Source organism: Tenacibaculum sp. M341, assembly GCF_004337695.1.
In the GTDB taxonomy this organism is placed as follows: Bacteria; Bacteroidota; Bacteroidia; order Flavobacteriales; family Flavobacteriaceae; genus Polaribacter.
In genome coordinates, this window is the sequence record NZ_SJXJ01000008.1 from 1 (window position 1) to 25,486 (window position 25,486).

Annotated in this window: 27 protein-coding genes and 2 pseudogenes; 12 read left to right on the forward strand and 17 right to left on the reverse strand. The window is 29.1% G+C overall.

Translation table 11 applies throughout. The features are described from left to right. Both EYW44_RS10180 and EYW44_RS22920 read left to right on the forward strand, forming a co-directional pair. Positions 1-107 (forward strand): annotated as a pseudogene (locus EYW44_RS10180) (IS982 family transposase); the annotation flags it as partial. Between the two features lie 30 nt (positions 108-137). After that, a pseudogene (locus tag EYW44_RS22920) lies at positions 138-320 on the forward strand (IS982 family transposase); the annotation flags it as partial. A 144-nt stretch (positions 321-464) separates the two neighbouring features. Here the strand turns inward: EYW44_RS22920 and EYW44_RS10185 are convergent. The 11 genes from EYW44_RS10185 to EYW44_RS10235 form a co-directional block, all read right to left on the reverse strand. Further along, a complete protein-coding gene (locus EYW44_RS10185) occupies positions 465-1,247 on the reverse strand; it encodes a hypothetical protein (RefSeq protein WP_132723564.1) in 783 nt (260 codons plus the stop codon). A gap of 325 nt (positions 1,248-1,572) precedes the next feature. After that, positions 1,573-3,075 carry a lipocalin-like domain-containing protein gene (locus EYW44_RS10190; RefSeq protein ID WP_132723565.1) on the reverse strand — a complete coding sequence of 501 codons (1,503 nt, stop codon included), beginning with the start codon at positions 3,073-3,075 and terminating at the stop codon, positions 1,573-1,575. Between the two features lie 11 nt (positions 3,076-3,086). Further along, positions 3,087-4,631 (reverse strand): hypothetical protein, encoded by a 1,545-nt coding sequence (locus EYW44_RS10195; protein WP_132723566.1) that lies wholly within the window; start codon positions 4,629-4,631, stop codon positions 3,087-3,089. 79 nt (positions 4,632-4,710) lie between these two features. Continuing rightward, complete coding sequence (locus EYW44_RS10200) at positions 4,711-5,055, reverse strand: hypothetical protein (protein WP_132723567.1); 345 nt, start codon at positions 5,053-5,055, stop codon at positions 4,711-4,713. A gap of 148 nt (positions 5,056-5,203) precedes the next feature. Next, the gene (locus EYW44_RS10205; RefSeq protein WP_132723568.1) at positions 5,204-5,671 is read right to left on the reverse strand and encodes a hypothetical protein; all 468 of its coding nucleotides are present in this window, start codon (positions 5,669-5,671) and stop codon (positions 5,204-5,206) included. A gap of 602 nt (positions 5,672-6,273) precedes the next feature. Then, positions 6,274-6,822 carry a YbhB/YbcL family Raf kinase inhibitor-like protein gene (locus EYW44_RS10210; protein ID WP_132723569.1) on the reverse strand — a complete coding sequence of 183 codons (549 nt, stop codon included), beginning with the start codon at positions 6,820-6,822 and terminating at the stop codon, positions 6,274-6,276. 130 nt (positions 6,823-6,952) lie between these two features. Continuing rightward, positions 6,953-7,786: a helix-turn-helix domain-containing protein gene (locus EYW44_RS10215; protein WP_132723570.1), complete on the reverse strand. Its 834-nt coding sequence runs from the start codon at positions 7,784-7,786 to the stop codon at positions 6,953-6,955. A 470-nt stretch (positions 7,787-8,256) separates the two neighbouring features. After that, positions 8,257-9,003 carry a LytR/AlgR family response regulator transcription factor gene (locus EYW44_RS10220; protein WP_132723571.1) on the reverse strand — a complete coding sequence of 249 codons (747 nt, stop codon included), beginning with the start codon at positions 9,001-9,003 and terminating at the stop codon, positions 8,257-8,259. Then, positions 8,996-10,408 (reverse strand): ATP-binding protein, encoded by a 1,413-nt coding sequence (locus EYW44_RS10225; protein ID WP_243643640.1) that lies wholly within the window; start codon positions 10,406-10,408, stop codon positions 8,996-8,998. Before EYW44_RS10225 ends, EYW44_RS10220 begins: the two co-directional genes overlap by 8 nt. Before the next feature lie 428 nt (positions 10,409-10,836). Then, positions 10,837-11,148, reverse strand: a complete 312-nt coding sequence (locus EYW44_RS10230; RefSeq protein WP_132723573.1) for a hypothetical protein — start codon at positions 11,146-11,148, stop codon at positions 10,837-10,839. 170 nt (positions 11,149-11,318) lie between these two features. Then, positions 11,319-12,062, reverse strand: coding sequence for a Bax inhibitor-1/YccA family protein (locus EYW44_RS10235; protein ID WP_132723574.1), 744 nt, complete (start codon positions 12,060-12,062; stop codon positions 11,319-11,321). 299 nt (positions 12,063-12,361) lie between these two features. Between EYW44_RS10235 and ruvC the strand changes: the two genes are divergently transcribed. The 10 genes from ruvC (at position 12,362) to EYW44_RS10285 (ending at position 20,900) form a co-directional block, all read left to right on the forward strand. Continuing rightward, positions 12,362-12,916, forward strand: a complete 555-nt coding sequence (gene ruvC / locus EYW44_RS10240) for a crossover junction endodeoxyribonuclease RuvC (protein ID WP_132723575.1) — start codon at positions 12,362-12,364, stop codon at positions 12,914-12,916. 23 nt (positions 12,917-12,939) lie between these two features. Beyond that, positions 12,940-14,667: a leucine-rich repeat domain-containing protein gene (locus EYW44_RS10245; protein WP_132723576.1), complete on the forward strand. Its 1,728-nt coding sequence runs from the start codon at positions 12,940-12,942 to the stop codon at positions 14,665-14,667. Positions 14,668-14,731: 64 nt separating this feature from the next. Further along, complete coding sequence (gene hemW / locus EYW44_RS10250; protein ID WP_132723577.1) at positions 14,732-15,865, forward strand: radical SAM family heme chaperone HemW; 1,134 nt, start codon at positions 14,732-14,734, stop codon at positions 15,863-15,865. Positions 15,866-15,884: 19 nt separating this feature from the next. Then, positions 15,885-16,448 carry a hypothetical protein gene (locus EYW44_RS10255; RefSeq protein ID WP_132723578.1) on the forward strand — a complete coding sequence of 188 codons (564 nt, stop codon included), beginning with the start codon at positions 15,885-15,887 and terminating at the stop codon, positions 16,446-16,448. Further along, positions 16,435-17,013, forward strand: coding sequence for a cupin domain-containing protein (locus tag EYW44_RS10260; RefSeq protein WP_132723579.1), 579 nt, complete (start codon positions 16,435-16,437; stop codon positions 17,011-17,013). The genes EYW44_RS10255 and EYW44_RS10260 overlap by 14 nt, the downstream gene beginning before the upstream one ends. A 48-nt stretch (positions 17,014-17,061) precedes the next feature. Beyond that, positions 17,062-17,673, forward strand: a complete 612-nt coding sequence (locus EYW44_RS10265) for a hypothetical protein (RefSeq protein WP_132723580.1) — start codon at positions 17,062-17,064, stop codon at positions 17,671-17,673. 61 nt (positions 17,674-17,734) lie between these two features. Next, positions 17,735-19,210 (forward strand): serine hydrolase, encoded by a 1,476-nt coding sequence (locus tag EYW44_RS10270; protein ID WP_132723581.1) that lies wholly within the window; start codon positions 17,735-17,737, stop codon positions 19,208-19,210. A 12-nt stretch (positions 19,211-19,222) separates the two neighbouring features. Beyond that, complete coding sequence (locus tag EYW44_RS10275; RefSeq protein ID WP_132723582.1) at positions 19,223-19,738, forward strand: hypothetical protein; 516 nt, start codon at positions 19,223-19,225, stop codon at positions 19,736-19,738. 12 nt (positions 19,739-19,750) lie between these two features. Then, a complete protein-coding gene (locus tag EYW44_RS10280; protein WP_132723583.1) occupies positions 19,751-20,077 on the forward strand; it encodes a hypothetical protein in 327 nt (108 codons plus the stop codon). A gap of 70 nt (positions 20,078-20,147) precedes the next feature. Next, a complete protein-coding gene (locus tag EYW44_RS10285; RefSeq protein WP_132723584.1) occupies positions 20,148-20,900 on the forward strand; it encodes a cyclase family protein in 753 nt (250 codons plus the stop codon). Here EYW44_RS10285 and EYW44_RS10290 read toward each other — a convergent pair. The 6 genes from EYW44_RS10290 to EYW44_RS10315 all read right to left on the reverse strand — a co-directional run bounded on the left by EYW44_RS10290 (position 20,897) and on the right by EYW44_RS10315 (position 25,476). Then, positions 20,897-21,892, reverse strand: coding sequence for a hypothetical protein (locus EYW44_RS10290; RefSeq protein ID WP_132723585.1), 996 nt, complete (start codon positions 21,890-21,892; stop codon positions 20,897-20,899). The two genes, EYW44_RS10285 and EYW44_RS10290, sit on opposite strands and share 4 nt — an antisense overlap. Positions 21,893-21,905: 13 nt before the next feature. Next, positions 21,906-22,901, reverse strand: coding sequence for a hypothetical protein (locus tag EYW44_RS10295; protein ID WP_132723586.1), 996 nt, complete (start codon positions 22,899-22,901; stop codon positions 21,906-21,908). Beyond that, the gene (locus EYW44_RS10300) at positions 22,898-23,482 is read right to left on the reverse strand and encodes a hypothetical protein (protein WP_132723587.1); all 585 of its coding nucleotides are present in this window, start codon (positions 23,480-23,482) and stop codon (positions 22,898-22,900) included. The genes EYW44_RS10295 and EYW44_RS10300 overlap by 4 nt, the downstream gene beginning before the upstream one ends. A 73-nt stretch (positions 23,483-23,555) precedes the next feature. Continuing rightward, a complete protein-coding gene (locus tag EYW44_RS10305) occupies positions 23,556-23,963 on the reverse strand; it encodes a hypothetical protein (protein WP_132723588.1) in 408 nt (135 codons plus the stop codon). 90 nt (positions 23,964-24,053) lie between these two features. Then, a complete protein-coding gene (locus EYW44_RS10310; RefSeq protein WP_132723589.1) occupies positions 24,054-24,752 on the reverse strand; it encodes a hypothetical protein in 699 nt (232 codons plus the stop codon). A 241-nt stretch (positions 24,753-24,993) separates the two neighbouring features. After that, the gene (locus EYW44_RS10315; RefSeq protein WP_132723590.1) at positions 24,994-25,476 is read right to left on the reverse strand and encodes a hypothetical protein; all 483 of its coding nucleotides are present in this window, start codon (positions 25,474-25,476) and stop codon (positions 24,994-24,996) included. Positions 25,477-25,486 lie beyond the last annotated feature (10 nt).

Consider the following 25,486-nt stretch of genomic DNA (forward strand, 5'->3'; position numbering starts at 1 on the left):
TTAAAACTAGGATACTATCCAAAATAACAGCGCTAACATTGATTCAATATATAAATAAGTTCATTTTCAATAGAAATATAAACAATATCAAAATCAATATTACTTAAAATGCACAACGGGTTATGGTTTATAAAATAAGAATTGAAACTTTGTTCTTTAAGTTGTTAGATTAGTTTATGATTCGTAGAAATTATGCTAAATCTTTTGATAATTTTAAAGATCGAATCTTATCCAAAGTAACAGTAGCAACAATAATTAAGTACATTAATAGGTTTGAATTAAATAGGAATATCAATAGCTTAAAAACTAATTTTTCCTAAATGTATAACGGATTAAATAAGCTATTTCCAAATTAAAATATTGATCATTGTTTATTGACGAACAGATAGATCATTGAAAATGTCAGTTAGAGCACTGCTAAAAACAACGTTTTAAATCTGCACTAACTGACACTTGTATATAGTTTATCCTCTACAACCTCTAATAACTCCGAATAAATAATCATCAGCAGCTTCTGCATATTCGTCACCACATTCGCTGTCAAAAGGATTAGTGCTACCACCGTTTACACGACCACATCTGTCATGATCTAAACAATCTTTAGTCCAAGCACTAGCTAAAGAGAAAAAAGAACCACAACCAGAACCACAACGACCAATACAATCGCTTCCGTTTACTAAAATAGATTCACGTACATTACCGCTATCATCATCATATTCAGCAGTTACATAAGTGTTTTTTCTAATACAAGTAATACCTTCATCTCTGCTTTTTAAAGGTTGATCAATGTTAGAAATAACACTTCTTTTTGAGTGAGCATAACCATTTGGAGATTTTGCCCAATACTCTAACAATCTTAATAAGGTAAATTCAGTCATTGTAAAATCTTCTACAGATTTATCTTCAAATAAATACTGAGAAATTTCATTACCTAAATCTAATAAAGTTTCTTTTTGTTCTAAAGTTAATACCGCGTTTTTACCATCAAAGTCAATTGATTGATTGTCGTATTTTACATTTGCTTGTAACGTAAAATCGTCAATTTTTACAGTAGTAGTAAAGCTTAATTCGTTTAACGCTTTTACTTGGTAAACTAATTGATGTCCGTTGATTGTTGTTTTACCAGAAAATGAATTTTCTTGTTGTTCATCTAAACCAATAGCATCTGCATTTTCGTTGTTATTACATCCAACAATACCAAAACTAATAGCTGTTGCTATGATTAAAGATTTAAAGTAATTTTTCATTTTTAAAAATTTATATGATTATACATTCTTAAAATTAGCTTGGGTGTATGATGGTAAAATGTATTTTACATTACTATAGCATTAAGTAAGTAATAGGAAAAAAAGAAAGTGTTGGGAAGTTATAGTAAGAGTTAACTGTTTGTTTTGTAGTGGGTTGTTTTTTTAGAGGCTTGGTTTTTACGAAGTTTTTAGTTAACATTAATTTTGTATGTACTTGAAGTTAGGATAATAAAAATTTAAAATGATTTGTTTGAAAATAAAAGAAGCTGAATTTCAGACTATAAAAGAAATGAAATTCAGCTAAATATTTAAAAATTAGTGCTTTTTATTCCGTAGTTTCAAAAACTAAACCTTGTAAAACACTTAAAGCATAGGCTCTATATTGATTTACTTCTTCTAAACCAACAGATTCTAAATAACCAACTCCGTTAGGGTGACTATTTGGATTGCCACTTACAAAATTTGCAGGAAATTCTGCACAGAAACTTCCATCAGGATTATTAAAAGTGCCATTATTAAACCAAGGAATCGCTTGTCCTTCAATAGGGTGAAATAATAATGCTAATTCTTCAGCAAGACTTCCATCTACACTATAAAGTTTATAATCTCTCTTGATAGGTATTTTTACTGGTGTACTATGTGGATTGTTACAGTCTGATGGGAACTCTTGATAATCATCCACATCAATATTACCTAAAATAAAAGTAGCGTTCCACGATTTGTTTTCATAATTCGGCTGTAAAAAATATCCATAATCCATTTTTACAGTATTATTGGTAGGATAGTCTCCTAAAATAAATCCTGCACCTGTAAATGACGTATCATTTTCAAGATTGAAATATTGCCAAATCCAACCATTAATAGGAAAATTAGTAGGTGTATGTTGGAATAATTTAGTGTCAGGCTGTCCTTTTGAATTTAAAAGAGAAGCAGTCATTAACTGATGATCTATCCAACCCGTTCCAGCATCAACTTTATATGTTTTGCCTCCTACAGAAATGATACCTGTAACTTGAACTTGAGGCCAGCTATAATACATACCTGGAGTAGGTAATGGAGTAAAACCTGTACCACCGTTTTTTGTTGGCATTCCTTGTAAGAAAAAAGAAGATTCAGTATCAACAAAATAAGATTTTGTTAAGGTTATATCTATTTGCATGTTGTCACCATCATTCACAACTAACCTTAGAGGTAATACATCGATACTTCCAGTTAAAGAATCAGCACCAGAAATAAAAGAAAAAGCATCACCAGGTTTGCTAAAAGAAGTAGTACCACCTTTTAATCCCCATTGTTGATTTTTAGTTCTTCTATAATAACTAGTTTCATCATTAGCATCCATTTTTACGGTTACTGTAGCAATATTACATGTCAAAGCAACTTGTTCATCTGTCCAGTTATTTTCAGCTTGAATATCAGTACCTACAGATCTAATTTTTTGCATGGTATCCATAATAGATAACTTTCCTTTATTACCGTTTTCATCAGTAACATCTAAATGACAACCTATCCAATACCATTCACTTCCCATTTTAGGATGCAATGCATGATCTTGTGGAAAAGAAAGTTGTGATGTTGGTTGACCGTTATCAAATTGAACACTTTCAGATCCAACATTGTTTGCTCTTCCTAGTAAAGAATTGATGGTATACATAATCTCTGTAGGGTTATCAACAGTATCTAATTTTCCTGCTGCTGTATATAAATCAGCGTAATTCGGAATTTGAATTGGATTTCCGTCAGAATCGTTAATTTTTCCTATGGTAGTTTTTACGCTTTCCAGATATTTTTGAATAGCTGCTGCTACATTTTGTGTTGTTGTACTCATGGTTTTTTCATTTAATTGTTAATTGCGCATACAAATAAAGTTTTTGGAGGAGTCACTGAGTAATCGGTAATAATACACGAGTTTCCTTTTACACTATCTGGTCCGAAAGACATTACTAAAGTTGTATTTTCTATAGGATATGCAAGTATGTACATAAGTGGTACATAAATGAAACTTTTCATAGTAATACCGTTGTAAATGATTTCATTATCATTTATAATTTCAAGACTAAGATTTTCAGTTTTACCATTTTCTAAAGTGGTAGTTCCTGTTAAAATTGCACCTCCAAAAGCAGTTAATGGAACTGGGTTGAATGGTGTGTATCCATTGATAGTTTGATTTGCTATTAGCGAACCATTAGCACTTTTTGTTGTGATAATGTTACCAGAAATAGTTACTAATGATCTGTTGGTAGCATCGTAAGTTCTGTTAAATGTAATATGAAAAGAATAGTCTACACCATTAGCGCTTGCCTTTGCTGTTAACACATTATTATTAAAAGACATATTGTTTTCATCAAAATAAAAACCATTAGAAGTTGTTCCATCAGCAGAATAGCTAATAATTACTCCGTAAATGTCAAAAGAATCAATGTTATTGTATTCAGCTTGAATAGAAAAAAAGGCGTTAGGCGCAACTGATGGAAGTGTGTAGTATGCACTAAACTTAGCCAATTCATTACTACTTAAATTAGGAAAACCAGGTTTATCGCTATTAGGAAAAGGTATGGTTAACAACTGTCTGTTTGCAACAGTTTTTTTACCTTCCTTAGGTGTTGTAATTATCATGTTTCCAGCTACCAATCCTTTAGCAGCTCCCGTTCCCATTATTAAGTGGTATTTTTTCTTTTCTTCTGCATCTTTTTTTGAAAAAGAAAAGAAATACATGTTTAAGTTATAAGTATACGAAGGAACTTTTACAAGAGTTCCGTCGTTACTATCGTAATCGAATAAAATTTCATAACCGTTTTTAATTTGTAAAGCTTCCACTTTTGTACCTGGTTTGTTTTCTTTTTTATTTGTACCTATTACATTGTAGTAAGTTCCCTCATAAATTTCATATTTAATAGGGTTGTTGTAGGTAACACCAGATACTTGCACAGGAGAGGCTCCTGGTAAAGCAATATTTCCTGAAAGACTAGCTGTAGTTCCTTTGCTATTATCTTCTCTGGTAAACGTTAAATTTAAGTCTACACTAGTATTATCATTACTAGTTTGTGTTAGTACATTACCATTAAAATAACCTGTAAAAGCATATCTTTTACAAGTTATACCATCTAAGCAAATAAGAAAAGATACATCGTAAATAGGTTTAGTAGCACCTTTTTTCATATGCATATTAGTATCAACTGCAAAAAAAGCTCCTTTTACAGTAGTAGTATTAATAGCATAATAGCCATTAAAATTTATCAATGCTTTTTCACCAGTTTTAAATACCACGTGTTCAGGATCAGTATTTTGATATTTTTCAGTTAATTCTGAATGGTATTTAGCGGTTGCTTCCATAGGAATAGAAGAAGGTGATGTTTGTATTTCTGTAGGTTGTAAAGTATTCATGTAGGTTAATTTTGTATAATTAAATAGTTAGTTTTTTTAGTTGAATGCTGTGGAAGTCTTCTTAACTCTTATTAAAAATTTACCAATCTAAAAGTGTTACGTTTCCACGGTAAATTGTTTTGCCCATCATATTAACATCTACAAAACCGTATAATTTTTTTTCTTGAAAGTTGATAGCAATAGTGGCATTCACATTATATAAACTGACATTTCCTCCAAATTGAGCTTGAGGTTTTTCTAAGGAAAGTGTACTAGAACCAAGAGAAACTCCCAGCATAGAGGCTGCAACCGTAGCTGTTTCTGTGTTTGTATTTACACTATAAGTAAATTTTACAGGACCAAAAGATCTAGATCCGTTATGTATAGCTCCAATTTGAGTAATATCTTTATCGTTATTTATTTTTTGAACTGTTTCTTGTGACATAATAAATTAGTTTTTTTTGTTATAAAAAGCTGTTTGAGCAATGCCTAATTTTGATTTGGTCATTACAAGACAATAAGTAATCTTGATGCTTATAGTTTTTTAAAAATCAAATAGTAGTACTCAAACAGAAAAAGTTGAAAAGTATGTGTTATGCACTTACAGGATTTCCATGTAACCTAGGATTTAATATTCCTGCAGTAAGTGTGTATATATATCCGTTAGGACCTTTTTGAGCAAAACCGATGATTCCATTTTCACCTTTTGAATAAATTTGATTTACTCTATCGTTAAAAGGTTCTGTAACCCAACCTATAACAGTATCTTCTGTTACTGTAATTTTAGTTGTTGGATATGAAGGGTCTGAAGCAGATGAAATAACAACATCAAAAGAAGGTGTTCCTTCACCATTAGGAACTAAAAACCAAGTTGGTGTAGCTGGTGCTGGGTTAGCTTCTCCTGGAGGTATTGGTAATGGTACTTCTTTATTTATAGGAAAAGAGCCTGCAGCTAAAGTACCATTATGAATTGCAGTAATTTCAATTTGTAATTTATCTCCGTCTGCTGCTCCTAGATCGTTTTGACTTAAAGCTGATAATTGAAAAACGTTTGTAGCCATGTTATGTGTTTTTTAAGATTAGTAATATTTGTTTGAAACCTTTATAAGTGAGATGTTTCTGACATAAAATTACTTGAGATGTAGCTGTAAAACGTTTAAAATGGAATAAGAGCGAAGTTTTTTTCCATGAATACAGAAAAAAAAGGAATAAAAAATTACATAATTAGAAACGGCTGTTTTTTTTGTTTTTAATGTATTGATTTTTAGTTCATTGTGTGGGGTTGATGCTGTTTGGTGTAATTTTCAGAGTGATCAGCGCGAGGTGCTGATGATATTGCAGAGTTTCAGAGTGATCAGCGCGAGGTGCTGATGGTATTGCAGAGTTTCAGAGTGATCAGCGCGAGGTGCTGATGGTATTGCAGAGTTTCAGAGTGATCAGCGTGAGGTGCTGATGGTATTGTAGAGTTTCAGAGTGATCAGCGTGAGGTGCTGATGATATTGTAGAGTTTCAGAGTGATCAGCGTGAGGTGCTGATGGTATTGTAGAGTTTCAGAGTGATCAGCGTAAGGTGCTGATGAGATAATAAATATTTACAAGCTATAATACTTTATACAATAAATAGTGGCTCAAACTTTTGCTTAAACCACTATCTATTAGGAATATTATCTTTTATAGTATGCAACAATACTAGCCTTAGCAATAGTTTGATTCCAAAGATTAAAACCAACTACAGCCGGATTTATCGTATCATTTAAACCTAATTTATCAGTTTTTAAAGCATAAACTGTAATAATATATTGATGTAATCCGTGACCTTTTGGAGGACAAGGTCCGCCGAAACCTTTAATTCCATAGTCTGTTAAACTTTGAATAGCACCTTTTGGGGCTAAGTTTAATTTTGGATTCCCAGCGTTTGTTACTAATTCTGTTACATTTGATGGAATATCAAAAACAACCCAGTGCCAAAATCCACTTCTGGTTGGTGCATCAGGATCGTACATTGTTATGGCAAAACTTTTGGTTCCTTTAGGTGCATTTTTCCAAGATAATTGCGGTGATTGATTATCACCAGTACAACCAAAACCATTAAACTCTTGAGTTTTTGTAGTCGATCCACCTAAATCGTTACTTGTTAATGTAAAGGTGTTTTGACTAAAAACAATAGTAGATATAAATAAAGATAGGACTAAAATTAAATTTGAATTCTTCATGATGCTATATTTTAAAGTTTACAGCAAAATTAGATGGTTGCATACAGAATGAGTAGCGTTAGAAATTCAAAAAGTGTTGCTAAAAGCTCATTCTAATTACAAGTAAATAAGTAAGAATACTGATATTATTTTAGTTCATAGACTGTTGTTTTGGAGTTACTCCGTATTTTGTTTTGTAAGCTTGAATAAAGCTAGATAAGTTTTCATAACCAACATTGTAGTAAATCTCTGAAGAGCTTTTCTTCTCTTTATGAATCAAATAATGTGCATGTTCAAGTCTTTGGTTTTGAAACCATTTTATAGGCGATTCAGCATATTGTTTTTCAAACTGTCTTTTGAAAGAAGAAACACTCATATTACATAAAAAAGCCAATTCTTTTAATGTTAGTTTGTTTAGTTTGTTGCTTTCAATGGTTTGCATGAATTTGTTGGTAACATTATCGCTATTAGCTATTAAAGAATACAAAAAATCTGTTCCAAATTTATCAGAAAGGTATAGGATTATTTCTTCTAACTTTAATTTGAGCATTCTTTGTTGAGTGTTTTTTGATAGTTTAGATATGTCAATAAGACTTTTCACAAATCCTGTAACAAAGCTGTCGTAATTAAAAGCGTATACTGATGTGTATGCTTTTTGTTTTGAAGGTAATAGTTTGTTTTTTTGTGCTAATTTCAATAATATTTCATTAGAGAAGAATAAAAGAAAACTTCTGTATTGTTGTTTTTCAGATAGCTTTTCTGTCATTAAACAATGCCCCGATTTCATCACAAGAAACTCAGAGTTTTCAATAGATAAAGTAGAGTTATTACCATATACTTCTTTACTTCCTTGTAAAAGAAAACTAATGGTGTTGTAGTTAAGTGTTATTTGTTGTTTTGTAATTTCTTTAGCACTATGATAATCATAAATTTGAATATCATTTAAGTCTATATTTAGTTCATTAGGAAGTATGATTGTTCTCATTAAAAGTAGAATTGCCTAGCTAAATTAATTGATCTGATACAACTATCAAAGAGGATTTTTTATTTAGAACTAAGTTAATGTGAGTTCGATGTGTTTTTACCTTTAACTACTTGTAAATAGAGAAGTCTTTGCGAAGAAGTGCAACGGATGAAGCAATCTGTGTCTATAAAAAGAGGTTTTCGTTAATTAAAATAACAGATTACTTCTTCACTTCACTAAGTTTCGTTCATCGTAATGACATAATTCATTAATTTTCTTACTTATAAAAATGCATTCTTAAACCAAATTCATGTTAAGTTAAAAATTAAAATTACCCTAAATTGTCAGTTCGAGTGCTTTTGAGGCACGAAAAAGTATATCGAGAACTATTTTGGAGTTACAATTTTCCTTTACTTAATTAAGAAAAAAATACTCGAATTGACAGCATTTTACTCCAAATGCACAAATAGTGTAAAGTTTAATACATAAACTTATTTAAGTGTACGGAACTTTTTAATAATTTGCTTGTAACGCTCGCTAAGAGTAACATGATGCTTTCCTTGTAGTAAAATAAGATTATCTGAAGGAACAATTTCCACTACTTTATCAATATTTACAATATAGTTTCTATGTGTTCTACAGAAAACATTTTCATCTAACAGTTTCAAAATTTTAGTTAAAGAAATAAGAATAACAAACTTCTCTTTTTCTGTAATAATATTACAGTATTTTTCTTCTACTCCAATGTAAATAATATCAGATAATTGTACTTTTTTAAGCGATTTACCTTTTTTAATAAATAAGTTATCATTGCTAATAACGGTGTCTTCTTCTTCTGTAAAAAACACATCATTTTGATCGTAAAACTTTTCAATAGCCATTTCAATAGCATACAATACTTCTAACTCATTAAAAGGTTTTAGTAAAAAACTATAAGGCTTTGTTAGTTTAGCACGCTCAAAAATTTGCCTGTCGGTAGAACTGGTTAAAAACACAAAAGGTTTTGAAGCCTCAGGAACGGTGTTAATAGTTTCTGCAAAGGTAATACCTTCGGGTACACCATTTAAAAAGATATCAATAATAACAATATCAACCTTTACTTTGTAAAATAAACTAAGTGCTTCTTGAAAATTTCTGGCAACCCCTGCAACTGTATAATTATTGTCTTCTAGTAGTTTAGAAAGTTTATCACTTTGTGCAACGGTGTCTTCAATAATTAATATACTAACATTATCCATTTGGCTGAGTTTTGGGTAAAGATACAATCATTTTTGTTCCTTTTCCTAACTCGCTTTTTATATTGAATTTTCCGTGGTTTTTATGAATCATAGATTTCACTAAACTCAAGCCTAAACCAGTACCCAATACTTCTTCATGTTCTTTTTTATGCAATAGTGCAGAATCTTTTAATAATTCTTGTCTGGTGGCTTCGCTCATTCCTAAACCAGTATCTTCTACAATTAAGTTCCAAAAATCACCAGCTTCTTCTGAATATACTTTTAAAGCTCCGTTTGGTTTTGAAAACTTAATAGCGTTATCTAACAAGTTTCTAAGTATAATTTTTAAAGATTCCTGATCAGCGTAAATTAATGCTTTTTTGCTAATTGAATTTTCAAAACTTAATTCTTTTTCAAAAAGGAGGGGTTTGTAATTATACGCAACATGCTCTACTATAATAAACAAACGTAACGACTCAATATGAAAATAGCCTTGATTGGTTTGGAGCAATGCCCAGTTTAATAAGTTATCTAGTAATCCGTAAGCACCATTTACAATAGCACTGTTTTTTTGTAATAAACCTTCTAAAGCATTAATGTTTTTTGATTGTAAATTGTCTAACAAAACGGTATTACTAGTTTTTAACGCATTTACTGATGAACGTAAATCATGACTTACAATAGAAAATAATTTGTCCTTTGTATTGTTTAATGCATCTAAGTTTTCTTTTTGTTCAGCAATAATTTTATTTCGTTTTACCTTTTCTCTATAGAAATAGATACTTACAAATAACAATAGTAAAAGAACACTTGCAATGTAAATAACATTGTTTCGTTGGGTTTCTTTTAATTCATTTTCTACTTGTAAAAAGTCTACTTCTTTTTGCTTTTCTTTTACAGCGAATTCTTTCTCTTTTTTTGCGACTTCATAGATTCTATTTTGATTATTTAAGGAATCACTCCATTTCAACATTTCTTTTCTATAAACTAGAGCTTTTTTAAAATCTTTACGATTTTCTTCTACTACAGACATATTTTCAGAAGTAGTTTCTCTGTATTTGAAAACTTCACGTCTCTTTTCATCAGATTTAATATGTTCTATCTTTCTATGAGATATACTTAAATCTTTAGATAGTTTATAAGCCTTTTCAAAGTAAGGTATTGCTATATCATCTTGATATCTTGTATAGTATAAATTTGCGATATTTACATACTTACGGATTAGTTTTATAGTATCTGTTTCATTTTGATAGCTTTTCTTCAGATATATCTCCGATTTCTCATATTTCTTCAAAAACAAATAGCATAATCCGATATTATCAAAAATATCATTATAATTCAAATAAAGTAATTTATTTTTAGGAATAGATTCTAGTTGTTTAAAATATGATAAAGCTTTATTGTATTTCTCTAATTTTAAATTCAAAATTCCAAGATAAAATTTTATTCTATCAGAAAATTTAAAATTATTAGAAACTAACCTTAGTTGGTTAATTGCTTCTTCATAAACTTCTTTTTTATTTAAAGCAATTCCTCGGAATAAATAACAATAGTTTTTAACTTGTATATCTTGTTTTTTTATACTCAGTTGTTTTTGTGTATAAATTAAAGTTGAATCCCATTCTTTTTGAGAAAAGTAGTAAGATGCTTTCTTAAAATTTTTGAAATGTTGAAAATTAGAAGTTTTTTTTAGAACATTTGAGAAAAAAATACTATCGTTAATATTTTTTTCTTGAGAATGAATTGAATTGACTAAAAAAATAAAAAAAATAAAAAAAAGTTTGCTATGTGACATAATAGCAAACTTAATCAAAAGATTATTTTTTTTTTGATTTATTTTTATTTTAAAATAAATTAATCAACTATGACTCTTGTACCTCTAGGAGTTGTAGGATCACCTACTGTGTCGTCACCTTCAGGTAATACAGTCCATACATTGATTGATTCACCAGAGTAACCAGCATGAGTTACAGTTAAAGAAGCACCAGCTTGTGCGATTATTTCATATTGTATACCATAGGTACCAGTAGCTCCAGGTTCATTGTTTTCAACAAAAGCGTAACCAGTTACTGTACCGTCTGCAGTTGTTCCAGTTAAAGTAAAATCAGTACCAGATAAACTAGCTGATAAAGTAATGTCAATTCCGTTAATAGTTAAATTTGCCATAATAAATTTTAGTGTTTGGTTAAACATTTTAGACTATGACAACAAAACAACAAAAACTATGTTAAGTATTAAAGTAAAATAGGTATAAACGTGTTAATTTTTTGGTACAAGTGTAATTATTATTGGCATAGGAAATAATATAACAATAATTAGAGGGCATTGCAATACGATTAAAACCGAATGGCTAATTTTTTCATTAGTCGTAGTACTTCAACATACAACCAAACTAAGGTAATTAACAATCCCCAAGTAGCTAACCATTCTCGCTCTTTAGGATATCGTCCAACTTGCTTATCTATGTAATAAAAATCTAGCATTAAAGAAAAAGAAGCAACTATTGTAGTAACTACATTAAATCCAATGGCTGTCCAAGAAGTGCCCCATAAAAAAGAAACATCAATATTAATAAACCATAAAATCCAGCCAATAAAATAAAACAAAAATATAGTGGTAGTAGCCGAAATGATGATTGCTTTAAACTGTTGGGTTACTCGTATTAATTTAGTTTTGTATAAGAAAAGCATAACAAAAAAAGTAGTAATGGTAACCGCAATTGCTTGGAAAGGTAGATTTGGAAATTGTTTATGAGCATAAGCACTAATTCCGCCTAAGAAAAAAACTTTAGCAATGGCATAAATAGGTAATAAATATTTTGCAGCACTATGTTTAAATGAAATAAACAAACTACAAATAATAGCCAAAAACATTCCAATAGCGGTGTGCCATTTGATAATAACTCCAGAGAAAAATAATTTCCAAGTATAAGAAGAAGAAATCAATACAATGGTAAGCATGGCAAAAGATTTTAGAATGATTCCGCCAATACTCATTTTACTTTTACTAAATGAACGTTGTTTTTTCCAAAAGTATCTGTTGAAAGCAGGATTAGAAGTGCGTAAACCAAAAACAGCCATTTGTTGTAATGTGTTGATTATCTTGTTTAAGATACGGAAAATAGTTGTATGTTAGGAGTTAAGGAGTTAAGGAGTGGAGGAGTTATATTGAATTTTTATAGAGCTGTTGATTATTATAGTGTTACGAAAAACTCTCTTTTCTTTGTTCTATCAGCGAAGCGGTCTACAGTCTTTAACTAGGTGTCAATAATACCTAATTTAAGAACATTTTGCAAAGACTTCCAATCTCAAACCTTCTGTCTTTAACCTTTCAAACCAAAAGAATTGACTAATTTTGTATTTGTAGAAAGTTTGAATATTTGAAGACAGAAAAAATTATATTAGGAATAGATCCAGGTACTTCCATTATGGGGTTTGGTATTATAAAGGTGATTGGAAAAAAAATGGAGTTTGTTCAAATGAACGAATTGATATTGAAAAAGTACGATGATCATTATTTGAAGTTGAAACTGATTTTTGAAAGAACGATTCAATTAATTGACACTTACAATCCTGATGAAATTGCTTTAGAAGCTCCGTTTTTTGGTAAGAATGTTCAGTCGATGTTAAAATTAGGACGTGCACAAGGTGTAGCAATGGCTGCAGGATTATCTCGTGAAATTCCTGTTACTGAATATGCACCGTTAAAAATAAAAATGGCTATTACAGGTAATGGTAAAGCGAGTAAAGAACAGGTAGCTTTGATGTTAAAATCGTTATTGAATTTAAAATCGATACCTAAAAATTTAGATGCTACCGATGGTTTGGCAGCTGCAGTTTGTCATTTTTATAATTCAGGAACTAAAGTAGGTGGAAAGAATTATACCGGCTGGGCTGCATTTGTAAAGCAGAATGAAAAAAGAGTGAAAAAATAAATAATCAATTTGAAGATTTGAAAATGAAAATTAGAGTTTTGTTATTTCTATTGCTAAGTGTTTTTTTAAATTCATGTACAAGAGAATTAACAAACGAAGAGTTAGCTTTAAATTACGAAAAAGCAGTAAAAGAGAAAGATTGGAAAAGTGTAGTTTTGTTGTTAGACGAACAAATAAAAAGAACTCCTAGTAAAGCCGATTGTTATTTTTCTAGAGCAATGGCATTATCAAATCTAAAAGAAAATAATCAAGAAAGAATTATAAAAGATTTGACAAAATATTTGGAGTTTGTGCCAGAGGATGAAGTTGCTATATTTATTCGGATGCAAGCATATTTTGTTAATTTAGAATATAAAAAAGCTTTAAAAGAAGTCGAATATTTGATAAATAAAGTAGGAGAGAATCCTTTTTTATTAACTTGGAAAGGTTGTATTGCTTTTGCTGATAGAGATTTTGATTTGGCAGAACAAGCATATGATAAAAGATTACATTTACCAGGTGTTTACGACGATTTAAAGAATGCTTATTACTACTGGGTATATTCAAAGTATTTTGGAGGGAATAAAGTTGGAGCAGAATGGGATGCTTCTTTTTTAGAAGCCAGAGGATTTAAAAAAGATGACTCTTTATTGAAAGCTATAGTCAATGAAGACCTGGTTTTTGAGGAGTTGATTAATTTTGAAATACCATCAATAACTCTTAAAGAAACTAGAGAACAATTAAAGAGTGAATGTTCAGATTTAGATATATTTCAAGGGAAAAATTATTTCAGATCTGAGTTAATGGAACAATTAGCACATCTTGAACGCGTGACTAACTTGAAAGAATTATTAAATGATAAAGAAAATATATATAATTTAAATTTATCGTATTCAGACTTAACTGAATTGCCTAAAGAGATATTTCAATTTATTAATTTACAAACATTAAATATTTCTAATAATAAATTTAAAGATAAAAGTAAATTGTTCAAAGATTTGAGTAAGTTACCTAACTTGAAGGTCATATCGCTTAATAATTGCTATTTGAGAAAACTTCCAGATGAAATAAAGTTATTAAAAAATATAGAGGTATTAGAATTGGCAACTAATGGGTTTTCAGAAATAAATGAAAGCATAGGAGAATTAAAGAGATTAAAGTTATTGGGAGTCAGTAATAATTCAAGGTTAAAAAATTTACCAATGTCTATTTCTCAATTAAAATGTTTACAGCGTTTAGATGTTTCAGGAACAGGCTTAGAAAGTTTGAGAGATGAATTAGCCTATTGTTCAGAATTAGTTAGTGTTTCTGCAAATGCATGTAAAATTAAAAAGTTACCTAAACAAATAGGATATCTAACGAAACTTAAACACTTTAATTTAGGTGCTAATAAAATTCAAAAATTGCCTGAAAGTTTTGTGAAACTAAGTTCATTAGAAGCATTGAATTTAGGAGGGAATGATTTAACAGAATTACCTAAAAATATTCAAGAGTTAAAAAGTGTTACATGGGTAAGTTTAGATTTTAATAGATTTAAAGTTTTTCCTGAAGAGATTTTTACTTTAAAAAACGTAACAACTATTTGGGTTCATAATAATGCCTTTGCAAACATTCCAGAAGAAGTCGCAACTTTACCGAAACTAACTCATCTTTTAGTAGATCATGAGATGATTTCTAATGATAATATTCAAAGATTAAAGGAAATTAATCCTAAATTATATGTGGTGAAGGAAGACTCTAGAAAATATGTAAAAGGAAAAAAGAGAAAATAAAAGATAGCCTCAATAACTATTAAAGTTTGAGGTAGAGTGAAAAAATAAATAACTCATTAAGAAATTGTCAGGAATATACATTCACATACCATTTTGCAAACAAGCATGTCATTATTGCGATTTTCATTTTTCTACTTCTTTGAAACGAAAAGAAGAAATGATTCAAGCCTTAATAACAGAACTCAAATTGCGTAAAAAAGAATTTGAAAAAGAACAAATAGCGACTATTTATTTTGGAGGCGGAACCCCAAGTGTGTTACATCAATCTGAGATTGAACAGATCATATCAGCAGTGTATGAGTATTATGATGTGATTTCAAATCCTGAGATTACTTTAGAGGCAAATCCTGATGATTTATCTGAAGAAAGAATTTTAGAAATAGCAAAATCTCCAGTAAATAGATTAAGCATTGGTATTCAATCTTTTTTTGAACACGATTTAAAACTAATGAATCGTGCACACAATGCAGAAGAAGCAAAAAAAAGTTTGTCAATTGCAACTCGCTATTTTGATAATATTTCGATCGATTTAATTTACGGAATTCCGAATGTTTCTAATGAAGCATGGAGAGAGAATATACAAACAGCACTGTCATTTGGAGTTCCACATATTTCTAGTTATGCTTTAACCGTTGAACCCAAAACAGCTTTAGAACGATTTATTGAAAAAGGTGTGATTGATAATGTGGATGATGAAGCTGCACAAGAGCAATTTTTAATTTTAATTGATGAGTTAAATAAAGCAGAATTTGTCCATTACGAATTATCAAACTTTGGAAAAGAAGGCTTTTTTAGCAAGAATAACTCTGCCTATTGGCAAGGGAAAAAATATATAGGAATTGGTCCGTCGGCACATTCATTTAATGGCAAAGAAAGAAGTTGGAATATAGCTAACAATGCAAAGTATATAAAGACTTTAGAGCAGAATGAATTGCCAAATGAAATAGAAGAACTTTCTATAACAGATAGATACAATGAATATGTAATGACTGGTTTGCGAACTATTTGGGGGGTGTCTTTTGATAAAATAGAAAGAGATTTTGGAGCACAGTATTTAAAGTACTTGAAAATGCAGTGTAAAAAGTTTATTACTGAAGAGTTGTTGTTTATTGAAAATGAAACATTAAAAACAACACGAAAAGGGAAGTTTTTAACAGATGGAATTGCGTCTGATTTATTTATGCTGAATTTGATGTAGTTTATATTACTTAATGTTTATGAAAAAGGGAATTGAAATTATTAAAGCTATTTTGTTAATGGCTTTTTTGGTGTTTTTATATTATTTCTCAAAAGAATTTTTAAAGAGTGAACGTGTGTATTATTCTGAAATAGACGTTGAAAATTTAAAAGAAAATAGTTTTTGGTTTATATTGATTTTAGTTTGTTTCATTGTAATATTACGTTTCTTTAGTAATTTTAAAATGTTGAAGGGAGTTGATGAAGTTTTCGGATTCATTTTTAATACTGGATTTGTATGTTACTTTCTTTTTAGTATGTTTCAGGCGTCAATACTAGGTTCATATTTATATTTTAATAGAATAATTGAAAACTCAAAAAATGAAGAACTATTTCATTCATATAGAATACATGGAATGTATCCATATGATGAATCGTATAAGTTAAGATGGTTGTATGATTTTGAGTCTGAAGAAATAGTGAGAGAAGATTTTATAGTCAATTATGAGGATTATATGAGCTTGAATGAAGGAGATTCAGTAAGATTTAAGTTTAAAGAAGGTTACTTTGGGATTAAACATTCTCCTGAATATGAAAGAAAATAACCTATTTGATGAAGCTTTAATTGATAATATGAAATTTTCAAACCCTATAATTAAAGATCAGATTGAAATACTAGAAAGTTCAAAACATCAATTATTGTTTCGAACTATTTTAGCAGCCAATGGAGGACAGAATCAATTGCATTATCATACAGCCATAAAAGAAATTTTTAAAGTCAGAAAAGGTAAATTAACAGTTGTAGTTGGTGATTCAAAAAAGGTTTTAACAGAAGGGGATGAGGCAATTATAAATAGTGGAGTACATCATATGTTTTTGAATGTATCGGAAGAAGAAGCAGTATTTGATGTAACAGTTGAAAATCCGAAGAGAATGATTGAGGGTTTACAGATTATGTATGGATTGGCTAGTGATGGAAAAATAAACAGCAAAGGATTACCAAAAAATATTTTTCATACTGTTATAGCATTAAAAATGCTGGATGCTTTTTCTCCTAAATATCCTTTTGTAATTCAAAAGAGTATAATTTCTTTACTATCATTTTTAGGTACACTTTTCGGAGTGAAAAAAAAATTACTAGATAAATATTGTTTAATAAAATTGACCTAAAGACTTTTTGAATAAGGAAATTAGGAGAAACAAAGTATTACTTTACACATGGGCACTTTTTTAAACGGAATTAAAACGAAGTTTTCTAAAATAGATGAACTAAAACATAGAATTCATCATTCAGATTTTGATTATATAGAGTTAACTGAGCATGCCGCTTCGGAAGAGCTTAGTTTAAATATAAGAACATCAAAGTTGATAATTTATAGTAGCTCAATAGAGTATGCAACGAAGTGTTTTTCAGTAACAGAGAAAAGGTTTTACAATACATTTTTTTATCATTTATTCTGGACTACTTTTGATGAAGATGACGAAATATTTATTGATAAAAACAAGTATTCACAAAATGATTTTAATGACGATTTAGGTTGGTTAAAAATAGATAAAGAGGCATATTGGAAAGCTTTTGAGGTACATACACTAAAAAATATTATCTGCGATTTTGATAATGTAGATTTTAAGTTAATTCAAAAAGGATATGAAAAAGCTAGGTTAAAATTTGAACAAGAATTCATAGGACTACCAGATTTTAATTCAGAGAAATATCAGCAAGAAACCAAAGAAATATTCATAGCTTTTAGAACTATTACGTTAGAAATGATTGAGCTTTACAAAGGCTGTGTAAAAGAAAACAAAGATTTAATATTGGAGTTTGTGTAAAAGTATTAGGTAACAAAAAGCTAATTGATCAGTCTTAAATATGAACTACACATTATAATTTATGAAAAAATACGCTATTCTATTACTACTTTTAACATCCTATTTAATCAATGCACAAGTCGGTAAAAAAACTAAATTATACAAAACAATCATGGCTAAAGATAGTTTGTTGTTTAATGTAGGTTTTAATACTTGCGATATTAGTCAATTTGAAAACCTATACAGTGAAGATTTTGAGTTTTTTCATGATAAAGATAGTATTTCAAATAAAAAACAGTTTTTGTTAAATCTTAAAAAAGGACTTTGTGGGACTTCTGGAGAGTATCAATCACGAAGAGAATTAGTAAAAGGAAGTACTAAAATATACCCTTTATTTAAAAAGGGAAAAACTTATGGAGCTATTCAAATAGGAGTTCATAACTTTTACGAAACAATTGGAAAGCAAAATGAAAAATTTGCAAGTTCAGCCGATTTTACGCACGTTTGGATACTTATTAATGGGGATTGGAAGTTGAAACGTAGTTTGAGTTATAATCACAAGAAAGAGTTATTACAACAAGATTTTAGTGTGGATAATACAAATGAATTTATAAGTTGGCTGAAGGAGAATAATGTGCCTACTCTTGGAATCGGTGTTATTAATAAAGGGAAACTTCAAGAGATTAAAGTTTTAGGGAATTTGAAATCAGATGAAAAAGCACCGTATAATACTATTTTTAATGTAGCTTCTTTAACTAAACCAGTAACAGCAATAGTTGCTTTAAAATTGATTAGTTTGAATAAATGGAGTTTAGATGAACCTATTTATAGATATTGGATTGATCCGGATTTGGAAAATGATAAAAGAGTAAAGTTATTAACTACAAGACATGTTTTAAGTCATCAAACAGGATTTCCTAATTGGAGAAAGAAAAAATTGAGTTTTAAGTTTACTCCAGGAACTCAATATGGTTATTCAGGGGAAGGGTTTGAGTTTTTACGAAGAGCTTTAGAAAAGAAGTTTAATAAAACTTTAAATCAGTTAGCTACAGAACTTATTTTTGAACCATTAAAAATGAATGATACGTCTTATTTTTGGGATGATGACAAAATAGAAGAAGGTAGGGTGGCTTTAGAATTTGATAAGGAAGGAAACAACTATGAAAGGATAAAAAGGAGAACAGAAAATGGTGCAGATGATTTACTAACAACGATTGAAGATTATAGTAAGTTTTTGATTAGTGTAATGAATGGTGATGGTTTTTCAGAAAAAGTTTTTAAAGAAATACAACGTAAACAAGTAGCAAGTAAAAATGGTAAGCATTTTGGACTTGGATTTGAAAGGTATGATTTTAAAGATGGGAATTTTGCCTTATCTCATGGAGGAGCTGATAAAGGAGTACAAACGATAGTGTTTATTTTTCCAAAAACAAAACAAGGAATTTTAATTTTTACTAATGTAGATGATGGTTATAAAGTATATGAAAAATTATTATCACATTATTTAGGTAATTATGGTAAAGAAATATTTGATATTGAAATGGGGAAAAATAAATAAGTTTTGATAAAAATGCGCGAAAAAATAAACTTGTATTTGAGTGAAATGCAAGAAGAATCTACAAACTCAGGAGGTCATTATCATTTCTCAAAATTAGATTTACCAGAAGGAGAAAATTTAGCTAATAGGTTAAAGAGTTATTTGTTAAAAATTGAAGCCTATAAAAATCCGTATGTAAAAACAGAAAAAGGAAACACAATAGTAGCATCTAGAAATGTAGAAAATTTAAAGCTAGTTTTAGTATTTGATTTTAAGATTTTTATAGAACAAAAGTTAGCGTATTGGAGTAAACACAGAACTAGTTTAGATGATAGAGATGAGCTTACACAATTATATTTTGGAAAAGAACAATTGTTTAAAAGGTCTATTTACGATTTTTTAAACAAGGTGGATAATTTAAATATATACGAACTAAAAGGTATTGATACATATTTTGTTGATAAAATAGGGGGAGACATGGTTGGAGATGACATTATTTTTGAAATTGAGAATGCTGTATATGTACTTCATTTTGGATGGAGTTCTTAAAAACGAATAATTATGGTAAATCAAGAAAGGTTAATGACTATTGAATCTGATAGAGACAGTGTTTGTGCCGGTGATGATATGTCTAGGCACAATGTGTTTTCTGAGTTTTCAGAAGATACAACGATTGAAAATATGATGACTGAATTAATGAAAATTCATACAATTGGTTCAACTTGGGCAGTTTGGGCAGGAACCTATACTAATTATAAGTGCATAAGGGATAGAAAAGGTAATTGGTTGATTGATGAGAAAACACGAATTAAGGATTTTTTTCAGGATATTGAGAAATTTGTGTTTTTTGATAAAGAATTTATGGGAAGTATTCGCTGCGAAAAATAAAATTTCAATAGATTTGAATAAGACAGTTCACACGATAATATTGTGAGAATCTTTACCATATATTGGAAAAATGAAAGCAGAAATTACATACAAATCAGAAAAATACACCATAGACTTATCCAAACCCTTAGATATTTCCATTCCTATTGATGTAGCAAAACAGAATGTAAATGCTTGGTATATTGATGATCCTAAAATATTTCCGGTTGCAGATGGAGATTGGATAGGAAACGTTGCACAAGGTGCAGATGTCAATTTTAATAATATTCATTTCAATCCGCATTCACACATAACACATACAGAGTGTGCTGGTCACATTACTAAAAAAATACATTCAGTAAATGAAAATTTAGCTCAATTCTTCTTTTTAGCAGAAGTTGTAACTATAGCTCCTGAAAGTTTAAATGATGATTTAGTAATTTCTAAAAAACAACTACAATCAGCATTGAAAAATAAAAAAGTAGACGCAGTAGTAATAAGAACGTTACCAAATTTTGAAGATAAAAGATCAAGGCGATATTCTAATACCAATCCGCCTTATTTATTGGAAGAGGCAGCAATCTTTTTAAGAGAAATGGGCGTAAACCATTTATTAATAGATTTACCTTCTGTAGATAGAGAGCGAGATGAAGGTAAATTATTAGCTCATAATGCTTTTTGGAATACAAGTGGTAAACTACGATTAAACGCTACCATCACAGAATTTATTTATGTAGATAATTCTATAGAAGACGGTATTTATTTTTTGAATTTAATGATTGCTCCTTTCGAGAATGATGCTACACCAAGTAAACCAGTATTGTATAGCTTATTAAAAGATTAATCCAATAGCAAACTACAAGTTAAAGATTCATCTACACCATTAGAATTAGTTGCTTCAATAGTTAGTACCCATTCAATAGAAACATTTTTGTATTTAAAAGGATATAAGTTTTTATTATCAGGGAAGTCAAATTCAATAGATGCGTTTTCAAGTTTCGTTAATTTTTGTTTAGGAGATTTATATAATGTTTCAATATGAGTGTAATCAGAAGTTCCTCTAGTGTCAACTACTTTTTCGTTTATTTTGTAATAAACTATAACATTATTTAGTTTAATTTTTTTTTGAGTATTTATTTCACAAGAAAATCCATTTTCTTTTTCGAATGTATTTAAAAATACATCGCCCATGCTATTTTCTTTACTTTTTTGCATAATTACAAACAGTAATCCTCCTGGAATGAGGATAAAGAAGATATGAGCAAAGTTTGGAGTAAATTTAAAAATAGCATACAGTATTAAATAAATAATACCAATAATAAAAAAAGAGCTAAAAAAAGTGGTAGAATTTGCTTTAAGTAATAACTGTGTTTTTTGTGCTATAATTTTATAGGTTTTAGGTGTAGTAGGTTTGTTAAAACTGTAGGTTGGGGTGATTATTGACTTGTCTGTTGATAGAAGAGATTTTATTTTAGAAAAAGCACTTGTGTTTAACTTGTCTAAATCATTTTCATTTACATAAAAAATAGCTCCACATTTATATGAAATATTAGCACTTTTACCTTCGTAAGCATCAATCGTATTTTCAGGTAATTCAAACGTAAAAGGAATTATTTGAGTTCCTTTTGTTAAGTTTAGTTGTTGGGTTTCAATATTAAATGTTACAAGTTTTTCTTTGAAACTGTTCATTTTTCCACGCCCTTCTAAATCAACAAAACCTTTAATAAGATCTATTGTTAAATCTTCTGAAGAGGTTATGGTTAAATTACCTTCATAGAAGTTTTTTTGTGTAGACTTTTCTACTTCAATATTGTATGTTAAAACAGCGTTTCCCATTTATAAGTTATATTTAAACATAGTAAACGTTAATACCACAAGTCATTTTTTCTTTCATACCATTATGTGTCCCGGTAATAACAACTTGCCAATAAATAGAAACATCTTCAAACTTTAAACTAGGCAATACTTTTTTTTCAGGAAAAGGAAATCGAACTTCGGAACTACCTTTACTTTTTAAATTTGTTATTGGAGATGTGTATATAGATGATGTATAGGTTTTAGAAGAAGTTCCTCTTCTGTCTACTACTTCTTCAACAATTTGATAGTACATTTTAGCTTGTTTTAAGCTAAAGTTTTTGGCTGGTTTTACCATACAAATAAAGCCATCACCATCATTAACTGTTTGTAAAGAAATTTGACCTATTTTTTTAGAGTTAATTTTAAAGTTTATAATAGTTGCTATAATCATAGCAATTATTAATATAAGAATATGTACATCATGAAACTCAAACAGAGAAGAAAATAACATTCCAATATAGCCTCCTCCAACAATTAGTAGTGGTATTAATACGTTTGAAAAGCTAAAAGATAGTTTAAAAGGTTGGTGCTTTTCTGAAAGGTCAAATTGCTGTTTGGAGCTAACTCTATCAAAATATGTAGAGAAAGTAGAAGAATAATCAGAAGTAAAAAAAGATTTTACACGAGTAAAAACTCCTCTGTCTAATTTATCTAAATCATTTTCATCTACATGTACCTTAATTTCACAGTTATAATAAAAACTAGCATTTTTACCTGAATAGGTTTCTAAATTACTTTCTTCTAATTTAAAATTAAAAGGAATTTCAAGAGTTTCATTTTGTGAAATTCTTTTGTTTGTGTCAATTTTAAAACTTAACAATCTTCTTTTTATACTAGACATTCTACCTCTGGCTTCAAAAGAAATAGCAGCATCTATCGTATCAAAATTCAATGTCTCTTTAGAATGAAGTTTTAGTATTCCTTCAAATTCATTGTCTGCATTGTTTTCAGATATGTGTATAGTTGCGTTTAGTATAGAATTGCTCATTGATATTTTTCGTATAAATGGTTCATAATACCTCTGTAGTTATCGCCAAACTTTTTGATTAAATCAGAAGAGTCTTGGATAGAGAATAAGTCGTTATTCGTTAATTCAGATTTTGTAGCTAAAGTTAATCGTCTATTTAAAATAGCTGTTAAAGTCTCTGAATTAATACCTTTAAAAGAAAGTGAATAGTGATTTTTTTTAGCAATCATACTTTCAAGCTTTCTACTCCAGTGTGTGGTGTAAATAACAATTTTTTTATGTTTAAATAATTGAATTCTTTTTTTGAAGTTCAAATGATGAATACTGTCAACAAAAACAATCTCAGATTCATGCTCCATAATTTCAGAAAATTTAGAAGCATCATCCAATAGAAAAACAGGGTATTTATCTAATATCTGTTGAAGGTATAGTAAATGACTGGTTTTTCCTCGTCCTTGTTTTCCAATAAACTCAACAGAAAGTGCATTTGAACTTTCAATTTTAGATACAACAGTATCAATATTAAAATTAGGTAAGATTGCTTTTTGAATGTCTTCATGAAAAACACCAGAGAAAGGATTGTAATGAAAATCTTTTTTCAAAAGCCTGAATTTTTAAACAAAGTTATTAGAAATAAGTTTAAAAATCAAGTTTTAAGGAAGCTACAGGAATATGTTAAGATACAGTTTTCGGTTTTATGATACATAATAAACAGTACCCAAAGATTACACCTATAATTGAAAATATAACATCATTTATATCATAAACATTAGCACCTCCTAAATTGTGAACTTTAAATTCTTGAAGAATTGTGTAGGCAGCAGTTAAAAAGCAAGCAATAAAGTAGATGAATTGGTTATGCATATTCGCTTTTATTTTATGGTCTAATAATAAGAGTAATAATGAGAGTATAAGGACACCTAAAAGAGCTTCACAAAAATTTGGGTATGATAACACAAAAACAGTGAGAGGTTTTGAAGTAAACTCTTTTAAAACATAAGGTCTAGCTATAAATTTCACCAGAACAAAAGAAATAAGAGTTATGATTTGAATTTTTAAAAGTATGGATTGTTTTGTAATCAATAGAATTATTTTAACAAACAAAAACTAGTTATTATTAATAAATCTAATTTACCATTTTAAAACCATAAATGTTAAATTCTAAAATAAAGATTATTCAACATAATCTTCACAGAAGTAACAATGATTTCCCCATTCTTCCGCTTCTTTTCTTTCTTGCTCAATAAAGTCCTTGTAAGTGAATGTTTTGTTTTTGTGTATGTCTTTGTTTTTTTCAAATAAATAATCACCATAATATTGAAATCCATCAGCAATTCTGTAGTTATATAACTCTTTATTATTCATATTTACCACATACAAATGACAAGAAACAAATGGACGTTTATTATAAGTCCCTGTATGATTTGTTTCAAAGAAGTACGCCATTCCATCTTTTTCCCATATTCTATAGCTAAATTTTGAATTTCGATAGTAAAAATCGGTATGACCAAATTTTTTCTCAAGTAGTTTTTCGAACTGTAAAGTCTGTTCGGTTGTAGAAATATTAATTTCGTATTTATCAATAGTTTTATCTTCAATACTTTCACAAAATGAAACATAGTTTGCAACAAAAAAAGATTTTTTATTGCTGTTTAATGATCCGGCAATAGAAAGATCATCAAAATACATAATTTCAGAAGCTTTAGAATTATATAATACATATCCTTTAAAGAATCGATCTTCTTTAAACGTTACATTTTTAGGTAAGCTATCTTTTAAAAAAGGAAATGAAACGCTGGCTATATCAAATTCTTTCTGTTTACATGAAAACAAAAAAATGAAAGAACTAAGAATAATAAGGTATTTGGTCATTGGTTTAAGTTTTTTTTAAAATGATAAAAGCCGTTTTGCATTTAAAAATTTAGGAAATCCTAAATTGTCAGTTCGAGTGCTTTTGAGGTACGAAAAAAGTGTATCGAGAACTATTTTGAAGTTAAAATTCGTATTATCGATACAATTTTTCTTCATTTCATTTTGAAAAACCACTCGAATTGACAGGTTTTTAACTCAAACGAATAACGGGGTAATCGATAATAAAGTTTATTAATGATCCCTATTTTTTATAAAGTTCAAAAAGTCCGTAGTGTAATAATACTCCAAAAACTCCCGAGTTAGTAATAAACGTATCGTTACCTAAAGAAATTGTTGAGTTGGGTTTTGCTTTACAGATAAACATATTACCACCATCTACACATTTAATAGCATCTTTTTTATAAAGATCAGTCCAACCAAACTCTTGGTAATCATCAACATTTTCAGAAAAAGAAAAAGCACGTAAAACCTTTTTATCATTTGTATCAACCATATTTTTTATAGTCCATTGATTAGGAATAGATAGGTGGTAGGGAGAACTACTATTATCGTGATCTAATACAATCTTTTGAATTTTATAAAATTGTTTCAGAGAAATACTATCAGATACTTTTCCGTAGGGTTCTAAACGATAAATTCCACTCCATTCATCTATCTCTTTTTGAGAAAAAAGTTGTACCGATACTAAAGAAATAAGTAAGAAAAGGAGTGGGGAATTTTTCATTGGTATTTTA

What these genes read in the sequence shown, in the direction of transcription:
- EYW44_RS10235 (WP_132723574.1), bottom strand. Translation starts at nt 12,062, where the DNA reads ATGGCTGTTTTTGGTTTACGCACTTCTAATCCTGCTTTCAACAGATAC.
- EYW44_RS10200 (WP_132723567.1), bottom strand. Translation starts at nt 5,055, where the DNA reads ATGTCACAAGAAACAGTTCAAAAAATAAATAACGATAAAGATATTACT.
- EYW44_RS10275 (WP_132723582.1), top strand. Translation starts at nt 19,223, where the DNA reads ATGCGCGAAAAAATAAACTTGTATTTGAGTGAAATGCAAGAAGAATCT.
- EYW44_RS10190 (WP_132723565.1), bottom strand. Translation starts at nt 3,075, where the DNA reads ATGAGTACAACAACACAAAATGTAGCAGCAGCTATTCAAAAATATCTG.
- EYW44_RS10210 (WP_132723569.1), bottom strand. Translation starts at nt 6,822, where the DNA reads ATGAAGAATTCAAATTTAATTTTAGTCCTATCTTTATTTATATCTACT.
- EYW44_RS10245 (WP_132723576.1), top strand. Translation starts at nt 12,940, where the DNA reads ATGAAAATTAGAGTTTTGTTATTTCTATTGCTAAGTGTTTTTTTAAAT.
- EYW44_RS10270 (WP_132723581.1), top strand. Translation starts at nt 17,735, where the DNA reads ATGAAAAAATACGCTATTCTATTACTACTTTTAACATCCTATTTAATC.
- EYW44_RS10310 (WP_132723589.1), bottom strand. Translation starts at nt 24,752, where the DNA reads ATGACCAAATACCTTATTATTCTTAGTTCTTTCATTTTTTTGTTTTCA.
- EYW44_RS10315 (WP_132723590.1), bottom strand. Translation starts at nt 25,476, where the DNA reads ATGAAAAATTCCCCACTCCTTTTCTTACTTATTTCTTTAGTATCGGTA.
- EYW44_RS10265 (WP_132723580.1), top strand. Translation starts at nt 17,062, where the DNA reads ATGGGCACTTTTTTAAACGGAATTAAAACGAAGTTTTCTAAAATAGAT.
- EYW44_RS10255 (WP_132723578.1), top strand. Translation starts at nt 15,885, where the DNA reads ATGAAAAAGGGAATTGAAATTATTAAAGCTATTTTGTTAATGGCTTTT.
- EYW44_RS10230 (WP_132723573.1), bottom strand. Translation starts at nt 11,148, where the DNA reads ATGGCAAATTTAACTATTAACGGAATTGACATTACTTTATCAGCTAGT.
- EYW44_RS10205 (WP_132723568.1), bottom strand. Translation starts at nt 5,671, where the DNA reads ATGGCTACAAACGTTTTTCAATTATCAGCTTTAAGTCAAAACGATCTA.
- EYW44_RS10290 (WP_132723585.1), bottom strand. Translation starts at nt 21,892, where the DNA reads ATGGGAAACGCTGTTTTAACATACAATATTGAAGTAGAAAAGTCTACA.
- EYW44_RS10195 (WP_132723566.1), bottom strand. Translation starts at nt 4,631, where the DNA reads ATGAATACTTTACAACCTACAGAAATACAAACATCACCTTCTTCTATT.
- EYW44_RS10295 (WP_132723586.1), bottom strand. Translation starts at nt 22,901, where the DNA reads ATGAGCAATTCTATACTAAACGCAACTATACACATATCTGAAAACAAT.
- EYW44_RS10260 (WP_132723579.1), top strand. Translation starts at nt 16,435, where the DNA reads ATGAAAGAAAATAACCTATTTGATGAAGCTTTAATTGATAATATGAAA.
- EYW44_RS10185 (WP_132723564.1), bottom strand. Translation starts at nt 1,247, where the DNA reads ATGAAAAATTACTTTAAATCTTTAATCATAGCAACAGCTATTAGTTTT.
- EYW44_RS10220 (WP_132723571.1), bottom strand. Translation starts at nt 9,003, where the DNA reads ATGGATAATGTTAGTATATTAATTATTGAAGACACCGTTGCACAAAGT.
- EYW44_RS10215 (WP_132723570.1), bottom strand. Translation starts at nt 7,786, where the DNA reads ATGAGAACAATCATACTTCCTAATGAACTAAATATAGACTTAAATGAT.
- EYW44_RS10285 (WP_132723584.1), top strand. Translation starts at nt 20,148, where the DNA reads ATGAAAGCAGAAATTACATACAAATCAGAAAAATACACCATAGACTTA.
- EYW44_RS10280 (WP_132723583.1), top strand. Translation starts at nt 19,751, where the DNA reads ATGGTAAATCAAGAAAGGTTAATGACTATTGAATCTGATAGAGACAGT.